The organism is Aporhodopirellula aestuarii (assembly GCF_023701485.1).
Lineage (GTDB): Bacteria > Planctomycetota > Planctomycetia > Pirellulales > Pirellulaceae > Rhodopirellula > Rhodopirellula aestuarii.
This window is the reverse complement of sequence record NZ_JAMQBK010000060.1, coordinates 318,707-328,655: the sequence shown is the minus strand read 5'-3', so window position 1 is coordinate 328,655 and position 9,949 is coordinate 318,707. Positions and strand designations below refer to the sequence as shown.

General features: G+C 56.5%; 8 protein-coding genes. 3 read left to right on the top strand and 5 right to left on the bottom strand.

Features of this window, described 5'->3' with window-relative positions; all coding sequences use genetic code 11:
• Positions 1 to 1,063: 1,063 nt before the first annotated feature.
• Positions 1,064 to 1,603, top strand: coding sequence for a GspH/FimT family pseudopilin (locus NB063_RS21885; RefSeq protein WP_250931008.1), 540 nt, complete (start codon positions 1,064 to 1,066; stop codon positions 1,601 to 1,603).
• A 136-nt stretch (positions 1,604 to 1,739) separates the two neighbouring features.
• On the opposite strand, the gene NB063_RS21880 is transcribed toward NB063_RS21885, so the two are convergent.
• Positions 1,740 to 2,840 carry a serine/threonine protein kinase gene (locus NB063_RS21880; protein WP_250931006.1) on the bottom strand — a complete coding sequence of 367 codons (1,101 nt, stop codon included), beginning with the start codon at positions 2,838 to 2,840 and terminating at the stop codon, positions 1,740 to 1,742.
• Between the two features lie 23 nt (positions 2,841 to 2,863).
• Positions 2,864 to 3,178 carry a 50S ribosomal protein L21 gene (gene rplU, locus NB063_RS21875; RefSeq protein ID WP_250931004.1) on the bottom strand — a complete coding sequence of 105 codons (315 nt, stop codon included), beginning with the start codon at positions 3,176 to 3,178 and terminating at the stop codon, positions 2,864 to 2,866.
• A 98-nt stretch (positions 3,179 to 3,276) separates the two neighbouring features.
• Between rplU and NB063_RS21870 the strand changes: the two genes are divergently transcribed.
• Complete coding sequence (locus NB063_RS21870) at positions 3,277 to 3,639, top strand: hypothetical protein (RefSeq protein WP_250931002.1); 363 nt, start codon at positions 3,277 to 3,279, stop codon at positions 3,637 to 3,639.
• Between the two features lie 402 nt (positions 3,640 to 4,041).
• Here NB063_RS21870 and NB063_RS21865 read toward each other — a convergent pair whose 3' ends face one another.
• Positions 4,042 to 4,815 carry a gamma-glutamyl-gamma-aminobutyrate hydrolase family protein gene (locus NB063_RS21865; RefSeq protein ID WP_250931000.1) on the bottom strand — a complete coding sequence of 258 codons (774 nt, stop codon included), beginning with the start codon at positions 4,813 to 4,815 and terminating at the stop codon, positions 4,042 to 4,044.
• A 520-nt stretch (positions 4,816 to 5,335) separates the two neighbouring features.
• The gene (locus tag NB063_RS21860) at positions 5,336 to 6,661 is read right to left on the bottom strand and encodes a P-loop NTPase family protein (protein ID WP_250930998.1); all 1,326 of its coding nucleotides are present in this window, start codon (positions 6,659 to 6,661) and stop codon (positions 5,336 to 5,338) included.
• Positions 6,662 to 6,857: 196 nt separating this feature from the next.
• Here NB063_RS21860 and NB063_RS21855 point away from each other — a divergent pair, with 196 nt between their 5' ends.
• Positions 6,858 to 8,291, top strand: a complete 1,434-nt coding sequence (locus NB063_RS21855; RefSeq protein ID WP_250930997.1) for a putative sugar nucleotidyl transferase — start codon at positions 6,858 to 6,860, stop codon at positions 8,289 to 8,291.
• Positions 8,292 to 8,296: 5 nt separating this feature from the next.
• Here NB063_RS21855 and NB063_RS21850 read toward each other — a convergent pair whose 3' ends face one another.
• Positions 8,297 to 9,763: a hypothetical protein gene (locus tag NB063_RS21850; RefSeq protein WP_250930995.1), complete on the bottom strand. Its 1,467-nt coding sequence runs from the start codon at positions 9,761 to 9,763 to the stop codon at positions 8,297 to 8,299.
• Positions 9,764 to 9,949 lie beyond the last annotated feature (186 nt).

The window sequence follows — 9,949 nt, the reverse complement described above, 5'->3', positions numbered from 1 at the left end:
ACTCCTAATCCTAATCTCTCCCCCGCCTCGTCTCACTCACGCTCAACCAACTACTGGCCCAACAAAGCGTACTCCCAGTGGGAGACTGGAACGGCACAGCCCCGTGCCACACGCCCAGCATTCAAGGGCGTCCGACTTGCCGAGCAAGGGTTAGCAGGACAGCGTGACATTGCACGAGAAACAACCGTGCCGTGCCGGTCAAACGGAGCTGGCGTCGCCAAGAGGCGGCTCATCGACATTCCTCACGCTCTCGTGAGCTTGTCAATGTGAAAGTGGCATCGCGGAGCCAGGATTATGATTAAGAGTAAGAGTAAGATTAGGATTAAGACCAAAGCCCACCACCAACACATCCTCATTCTTAATCTTAATCGCACTCCTAATCCTAATCTCTCCCCGCCTCATCCCCTCTCACGCTCAACCAACTGCCGGCCCAAAGAGCGTGCATCCAGTGGGAGAATGGAACAGCACAGCCCCTTGCCACACGCCCAACATTCAAGGGCGCCCGACTTGCCGGGCATGGTTAGCAGGACAGCGTGACATTGCACGAGAAACAGCCGTGCCGTGCCGGTCAGACGTAGCGAGCTTCGCCAGGAGGTGACCCCTCGGCATTTCATACGCTCTTGCGAGCCTGTCGATGCGAAAGGGGCGTCGTGAAGCCAGGATTATGATTAAGAGTAAGATTAGGATTAAGACCAAAGCCCACCACCAACACATCCTCATTCTTAATCTTAATCGTACTCCTAATCCTAATCTCTCCCCCGCCTCGTCTCACTCACGTTCAACCATCTGCCGCCCCAACAAAGCGTGCCCTCAAAATTGCGAGCCTGCAATGGTTCTGGCGAGCGTCGCGACGACCAGGATCACCGGCTTCGCCGTCACCCATCAGAACCGGCATAAGCCTCATCCTCCAAAATGGAACCGGCTCCAATCGGTGGAACCGGAGCAGCAATGGGCGACATAACGGCTACCCCTACGGAACGCGAATGGGCAAGGGGTAAAAGGGAACGATTCGTAAGCTAGGCTTATACGTCCATTTCGGCCGCGTCCTCGCTTGAATTCGCTCATGATGCCCCGCTACCAGCCACACCAAACCCGCGTCGGCAACCTCCGCCCTCGTCAGCTCACGACCTGCAAGAGAGTGATCGCCGCGACTCTGGTGGTGACCACCGGCGCGTTGATCGGGTTACCGAATGTGATCGCGGCCATCCGAAGAAACCGTGTCAGAATGGTTGCCAAGACGCTTCGCGACGACCTCGAACTGGCGCGTCGAACTGCCATGAACCGAGGCCAAGATGTGTCGGTTTATTTCGACTGGAAGCAGTGCACCTACCACAGCCCCGACTTCCAGCCGGCAATCGCCTCACCAAGCGACCGTGAGGAAAACACCAACGAGTTCGGCACAAACCTGACCCGATCATTCGGTACCGACCTACTCCTGCGAGGAAATTTCCGAGACGAATCCGGAATCCGCTTCGACCAACGCGGATCACTCGTCACGGAAGATCACGAAGGCGTCCGGACGTCCCTGGCAGTGATCACGATCCAACTGGATGGCCACCAATCCACTTTGCAGATACGGCCCGGAATTAGCCTACTCGAGTAACACCCTTGCTAAGACGCGGGAATAACCCCAAGACAACAGATGAGCACGAAGGGTCGATCACTCATAGCCACGTCAAACCGCGTAACGACGCAAAGCTGATCGGCGAACCCCGCCCCAAACGTGTCACACGAACCGTTCAGTTCGCCAAGATCGCTGCCAAGCCGATTACGAGCACCAAGCCCAACAACAGAACGGCAATTTTCCAAGGTGCAATTGCTTCTCGCGGGGTCCCGCCGATCCGAGCCTGGATTTGCTGCTCAAGCAAAAGCCTGCCTTTCTCAGTGACGTTCCCTGCTCCGACGTCGAATGACTTTGGCGTCACACCGCGGTACACCTCGTCGGCCAACTGGCCCACCGCTGACTCTTCCGGTGAGGTGCCGAGCCCATACTTCTCACCAATTTCGAGCATCACGCCTTGCACCGCGCGAGCGTTGAAAGGTCGATCGTCCGGTCGCTTTGCCAAACAAGCGTTGATGACCTCATCGAGTTCAGGAGGCACGTCACCAGCAAGCGTCGAGACCCGTGGTGGCGTCGATCGGAGATGCTGCTCAAACAACTGAGCAAAGTTCTCACCCAGAAAGACCTTTCGTCCCGTCAGCATTTCGAACATGCAGCAACCGAGCGCATACAAATCGACTTTCCCCGAGATCGACGTCTCGCCGACGATTTGCTCAGGCGCCATGTAAGCGTGTGTGCCAACCGTCAGCCCCTGGTCGGTCAAATCGGCAGAATGCTGATCACGCGCGATCCCAAAATCGCCCAATTTGACTTGGGCATCCCGGGTCAGAAACAAATTCCCCGGCTTGAGGTCACGATGGATCACTCCATGATTGTGGGCGCACTGCAGCGCCGAACTGACCTGCCGGCTGACATCGACGACAACGGGCCAAACCAGTCTGCCGGTCGCTTCGAGGAGATCCTTGATCGTCCCACCATCGACCCGCTGCATCACGTAGAAGAGCTGGCCGTTTTCGCTGCCGCCGCCGTGATAGCCGATGATATTTGGATGCTGCAGACGCTCGAGAATCAACATTTCACGTCGAAACCGAGCCTGGATGAGCTCATCACTGCAGATGGCCGGGTGCAGCTTTTTGATCGCGATGGCTTTGCCTACCAACGCTTTTGCTGTGGCAGAAACCTCAATATCGTCCCGCACGCTGCCGTCATAAATCGTACCGACCGTACCAACTCCAAGGACGGAGCCTAATTTGAAGTCGGAAAGGTGCAGGTGCGGCATCGACTGGCGTTAACGGGAGAGCGTTATACTCCCGCGATCTCTTCGATACGCACGCGTGTATTCGGCTGGCGGTGGCCAGTTCGTTTTTTGCTGTGCTTACGACGACGGAACTTCTGGACGTAGATCTTCTTGTCCATCGACTTTCCAAGCACCGAAGCGGTGACACTAACGCCTTCGAGCGTTGGGGAGCCCAATTTCAGGCCTTCATCGCCGCCAACGGCCAACACGGTACCAAATTGCAGGTTTTCGCCTTCCGCAGTATCGCGGAAATCGACGTCAATCTCCATTCCTGGCTCAACGCGGTACTGGCGTCCACCGTCAACAAAAATGGCATACATAGTGAAAATTACGGTTCAAAAGGGTGATAGTTATTGCTTGTTTTTCGAAAGTCGAGGCGAGATCTTAGCGACCTTGGGCTGAAAATGCTAGGCCATTATTGAAATCTGAGCATGAAGTGTGCGAAGTGATCGGCGTAACCCAGCACCTTGCCAAACACGTCGCCAACTCGCTCAAAACGGCCCAAGGAGGACCGCTCTATCATGATCGCAAACCAGTCCTGATGAGGGGGCCGGCGGAGGTAACAACGGGGCGATGTGGCGGTTCCGAACGTGGGATGACCGGTGAGTCTGATCGGCAGCCCACCGCTTCGCCGCTATTTGCAGGTCGGGGCAGTCGGTATGTCCGAGCCATTTGGTCTGGATGGGGAATCGCCGAGCGTCGCAGCGAATCCACGCTTGGTTCAACGCGTCGTCTCCAAGGCCTCCACCCGCAACGATCGTTTTCGCTGGGTTTTCTCTGAAACGATGGCAAACGGAAACGCTGCATCCGGCATTAAAAAAAGAAACCGGGACACCTTACTGGAAGGTGCCCCGGTTTGTGCTGTCCACCATGACGTCTCTCGTTAGTCAAACAATCCAAGCAGCAATTGCGTTACTCCCAACGCTCACTCTGAACAACCAATCCTTCGGTCGTCGCGATTCACCCGGCCGTCCACCGCTATCGAACAAAATCGGTCATTCGCATCCGTGCGGTTTGTACGTCGATCCGTCGACGTCTCGAAATGTTCGATCGCTTTGGGCGATCACTCGTTGCCCACCCCAACGGGTGTGATGGCGGGCAACGCTGGCAAATCACAAAGCAGCTCAGTTTGGATTCTTTGGCGAACGATCTCTCCTTAGTTCGTCTGAATCGTAGTTGTTGATCAGGCGACGAGTTGCAAATCACCCGGCTCGGTGTTGCCTTCGAGTTGCTCGCTGCGGTCACGCACCGCGTCGACAAATTCTTCAAAAATTCGAATATCCAGTGCCGAAGCTGCGTCGGACTCTGGATGGAACTGGGTGCCGATCGCAAACCAATCAAGCATTTCGCTCTCGATCGCCTCGATCACACCGTCGGGACAGCGAGCGGTGACGCGGAAGCCAGGTGCGACTTCGTCGATCGCCATGTGGTGGCGGCTGGTAACGCGAATTTCGCCATCGCCGTAAACGCGACCGACTAAAGAATCACTGACCACGTCGAGCGTGTGGCGGTGGTTGGTGTCTTGGACGTCCAGGTGAGGAACGGCCGAAGGCAAGTCTTCCTTGATGTGCAAGAACAGGTTGCCGCCCTGTTGCACGTTGATCAGCTGCATTCCGGTTCCGATACCGAAAACTGGCATCCGTCGCTCGGCGATCTCGGCCATCAACATTCGGTCGCTCTTTTCGCGACCGGCATCGAGCGGTCGAACGCTCGGGTGCAACATAAAACCATCGTTTCGTGGATCCAAATCGGCTCCACCAATGAACATGAACCCCTCTACCGCATCGAGAATCGCATGCACGGATTCTTCATCAACCTGGGGTGGCACAAGCACAGGCACTCCACCGGCGTTGATAATCGAGCGGTAGTACCCTTCGGCAATGTACGCGAAAGCGGGTGTGGTGCGGGCAGCAGCTCGGAAATCAGCGTTGATTCCGATCAAGGGTTTGCGTGGCATCTGAAGGTCCTCTTCGATTCGGCAAATATTAGGAAAAGCCCTTAGCGATTCGCTCTTTGGGGAGCCGTTGACCGGACGATCGCGACGGTGCGATCATTCCGAAAACGATCCTCGCTGAGTGAGATGAGCCGAATCGTGAATCCATTCCGTGTTGTGGTGACGGTACGGCCTTCCTAGCCCATACGTCCTCATCAGCAGCAAGTTTGGAGTCTAACCACAAACGTATGACCTTCTTAAATCGCATCCCAAGTGTCCTTCACTTAAGGAATGATTCAAAATCGTCCGACGTCATGCCTCGTCTTAAAGCATGGTGATTCGATACGAATCATCCTTTCGCGTTAGGTGATTGGGCGGAGCAGCGAAGGTGCCGCGTCCGACATGCGAGGAAAATTAGGAGCCGCCGCAAGCAATTGCCAGCACAAACAACATATTGATAAAGCTGCGTGCGAACCCACTACTGGTAGTGCTAGCAAAAGCCGTTTTTGCTAGCAAAGCCTGTTTTTCAAAAGTTGCAGATTGCTCACTCGGACGAGGCCGTTAGATACGTGCGTACAGAGGTTAAAAAGGCGGTGCGTTCCCATTCCGTGACGAATCCGATCGAGGATAATCGGGTGCCCCAAACCGGGTCTGCTTGCAAACCGATCAACCCCTCGCCTCTGACATCGAAGTCCGTTTCCTGCACCAACGCCCACGCGGCCACGTCCTGCACCCGGGTACGCAGAATGGCAGGAAAACTCGATGTCTGCGAATCCGATTGGTCGGCGACACCCCTCCGGTGTAATGGCTGGTTCTCGATAATGTTTGGCGGTTGAGCGTTTCGCAACACCTGATGCTTCCGTGGTCGGCCGACGAGTTGTTCGGGCGCGACGCAGACGACACGGCGATCGCCTAACGCAGAATTGAGGCAGTTTATTTGCTGGTCAACCTCTCCGGTCCACCGCCTGGCAATCCGACGAAAAGCGAGGATCGCTACCGCCAAATCAACGGCCAGAGGCTGATCACAACGCATCACTTGTTGACACAACTCACGGGCCACAGGTTCACGGTCGTATAATAGGGCCAGATGCAATCGTTCCGGGAACGTCCAACCATACGAATTTTCGATGAGGGTTCGGTCAACCAGGCGGCCGGCCACTCGCGAATTCGCGTCGGACCCACTCGATAATTGAGCTGCCACGGACGTGCGTTTCATCTCCGCAAGAGTACGCTGGGACTGTGGCTTGAACGGTTTCGGGGTCTGAGGTGCGATGCAGCCCAAATGGCTGATCAGGACGAGATCGGCCTTGTCCGCTTTGAGATCGTGAGACAACCGCGGCCAAGACAACGATGGCCCTGCCTGAGAAGCGATTCGCCGGAATGCCTCACGCGCCTCGTCGCCGGCACCCGCTCGCGAAGAAAACATCTGCCACGTCGAGATTAACGCCGACGTGCCGTCCTTCTGGACTCGGAGTTCATCCTCCGTTTTGACGACCACCCGCTCAACATTTTGGTTGTGACTCAAAATTTCGATCTCGTCGACCAGACGCTCGATCGACAGTTGGGTTTCGAAATCCGCAAACAGACTCCGCCGCAACAACGACTGAATCAGAGCTTGTTTTTGCTGGGGTTGCGATTCGCCGGCGAGCTGCAACAGCCCCCGAACCGCCCGCTGCCGCGTCGCGTGCGAATCGTCTCCCAACGCATCGAGATAACTCTCCACTCGTGACTCAACCACACGCCGATCCGTCGAGTGGATCTGCGGAGGCCCGGCGGCCCGGCTGACCGAAACATCCGCGAGGGAGGAACCCAACAATGCGGCGCCAATCAGAGATACAGCAATGTTGTTTTGGCGAGTGAAAACAGCCATTGGTTGACAAAACCCAAGCAAGATTCCGGGGGATAGGCCACTCAGGGCGGACTTTTGGAACTCTAGTCGCGACTCGGCGGATCGGCCAACGAATCTTTGCCGGTAATGGTCAAGACGCCCCGGCCCCATCGGGTTAAACTGCCCAGCCGTCAAAAACCGTGCGGAACCTCCGCGCACCTTGTTTGAAAAAACCACCATGTTGATCTATTGCTTTGAAGACGAACGGGTCGAAAAACTCGCCCCCATCGTCCACGCCCGCCCGGCCTACGCGATCAGTTGTGCCGGCTATCGTCTGATCGATTGGCTCGACAGCCTCCGGCGAGAGACCGCCGAAACGGAATTGGTTGCCGAAGTCCGCGACTACCTTCGTGTGATTCAAAAGGCCGATTATTCCGTCGGTGATATCCCCGAAACCCTCGCCTCACCCAACACTGCCGAAGCAGATCGACCCGACGTGCTGCTGGTCAATGCACGTTTGATCCCGTCGGTGCAAAATCTTCGCATCCTCCAACAACTGGTTCGCTCGAACCAGTTTTCGGTCGTGATGTCAGGCAGTGAGGATCAGGAAACAGACGTCGAGCCGGACAACCCAATTGCACGCGACTCGTCCGAAGCGGTGCTCGCCGCATGGGTCCCGGCCGCGGAAGTGACCAAGGCATTTCGCCGCGCCGAGGCTGCCAAAAACCCGGTCAAAAACGCTGCTCAATCCACCGATTCACCAACGCCCGCCCGCACCAAAGCGAGTCGTGAAAAGGCGTCTGTCCCTGCTCGGGTCTATCAAATCTTGTGTCGACACGCGGCATCAACCGCATCCCGATCTTCGGCCCGGGCGAGTGAATTTTGCTGGCCACACGACGTCGTCGCGGCGCACATGGGTTGCATGGTCGACTCGATCGAATACCGCATCGCCGCTGGCAGCTACACCCAACTCCAAGACGGTGTGTTCGTCGGCGAAAATGTTTCCATCGGCGACTATGAATCGATTCATACCGATGGCGGTGCGATCGTTTTGGATGACAACGTCAACGTCGGCCCTTTCTGCTTTCTTGAGGGGCCGTTGTACGCCGGGCGGAACACCCGCGTCATTGAACACTCATCGATTAAAGACGGTGTCTCACTCGGCCATACGACGAAGATCGGTGGTGAGGTAGAAGCCTCCGTGATTGAACCGTACACCAACAAACAACACCACGGGTTTCTCGGCCACAGTTACCTGGGCAGCTGGATCAATCTCGGCGCGGGAACGTGCAATAGCGACCTGAAGAACACCTACGGCAAAATCAATATCCAATACGGCAACGAAAAAGTGGCCACGGGGATGCAGTTCCTCGGTTGCATCATGGGTGATTACTCCAAGAGCGCCATCAATACCGGGATCTTCACTGGCAAAGTTGTGGGCGTCTGCAGCATGATGTACGGCTTCGTCACCGGTAACGTGCCGAGCTACGTCAACTACGCCCGCCTGTTCGGCCAAACTTCATTGCTGCCGCCCGAAGTGATGGTGAACACACAAGCGAGAATGTTCGCGCGGCGGAAGGTCAAACAACGCCAAGCGGACATCGACTTGATCCACGCCATGTATCACCTCACCGAAAGCGAGCGGCAACTGTCCGACCAACTCGGCTTCTAGGTGGATTAGGGCAACGGGATTCCGTTGATCACAAAAGGCACTTCATTTTGCCTTACCGATGTCGGTGATTCGTAGATCAATTGAGCGCCAGCGGGTATCGAACCGCCGAGATCGAATAGATAACCGATCCCCACTCCCGATCCGGTTTGCCGGAACACTTGGTAGCCGAGATGGTCTTTGCGTGTCCCATCGGACAACAGCACAAAGACATCGTTTTCAAAGATCCACTGTCGATGGCTTTCGAGTGATCGGCCGGCACCGAACAACTCGATACCCACGCGAATTTCGTGCAAAGGGTCGGATTCGCGAATAGCTTCGATCGCAACGGTCATCGCATCATAGGTTTGCGAGGGGGCGACGTCCTCAAGCAACAACTCAAATCGTCGCCGCTTCCCAGGCAACAGAGCGGTGACTTGTCCGGACAATCGTTTGATCTCGCTGGCGTCCGATTTTACGTTGTTCTTGTCGTCTTCGCCCGGGTTGAACTCAAACCGGCGCCGCGGCAATTGCATCGGCAGATAGAACTGGCTTTCGGCGATTTCGCTCGACGTCGCGATGTCGATCTGATCACCCGTCGTTTGTGGTCGCAGATCAACACCGTTATCGAGTTTGCCTGCAACATCCGCGATCGGGATACTCAGCCCGATGGGGGTGCGGTTGGGTTGCCAAGAAATCGACATGGTGAGGTTGAGCGCGTTTTGGGCCGGTGCGCCGAGGACGCGTCGGGCCGTCACCATGGTCGGCTCGATCCGGTAAATGCCTGCATAAGCCGCTGAATCGGCACGCGAGATTCGCTCCGGAGCCCGCGGCACGAGGGCGAGACGTTCGCGATCTCCGGCATAAAAATTGATATCCAGATCGGTCTGATCGAGCACGAGGTCGACCGCCTGCCAGAACCCCATCGGTGCCACCGGCGGCCGAATCACCTGCGTTGTGTCGATCGCCACCCCAGACGACTCCAGGTCAAATTCGACACCGCTGGCCAAACTGATCGCTTCCAATGCTTCGCCGAGCGTGCGAGCATCTTGCATCTTGACCGTGGTCGTTTCGACCTCGACGCGAGTTTTCATCTGCCGCCATTGGGCTTCGATCCGCTCCATCCGTTCGCGCGCATCGAGCGAAAGATGGTCCAAGATCACCGGAACATATTCCAACGCTTCCGGCCCTGCCTCGAGCAATTTCTGCTCGGCTTCGCGGCGACTTTGTGCGGTGGCTCCATCAAGGTCGGCCACCCACACCGGAACCTCCTGTGCCAAATTCACTTCAGGCGGCGCGGCCTCGCTCTCGACCGCTGGAGAAGTCGCCTCATTTTCTTGGCCACGGACCGTTCTCGACCAACCCAACGAAATGATGAGCAACGGCACGGTAATGAATGCTGCGACATGCCACCGCCACCACGACAGGTCAGCGAGCCGATCAATCGGCACAATCCGGCGAATCGGCACGGTACACATCGCGGCTGGAGGCTTCATAAGACAGCTTTCAGAAAAAGTGGACGGGGGAATGACAGCACGCGGCCTCTGGTTTGATTTTAACCTAGGTTTGATCAGACCGTGATGGTGTCGGGGGGCATCGCCGGATTCTCGTAGTGCTTTCGACATCCCTCCTCCGACACCGCCGCCGCTATGCGATTGCCAAACTCAAAGGTTTTGCCGAGC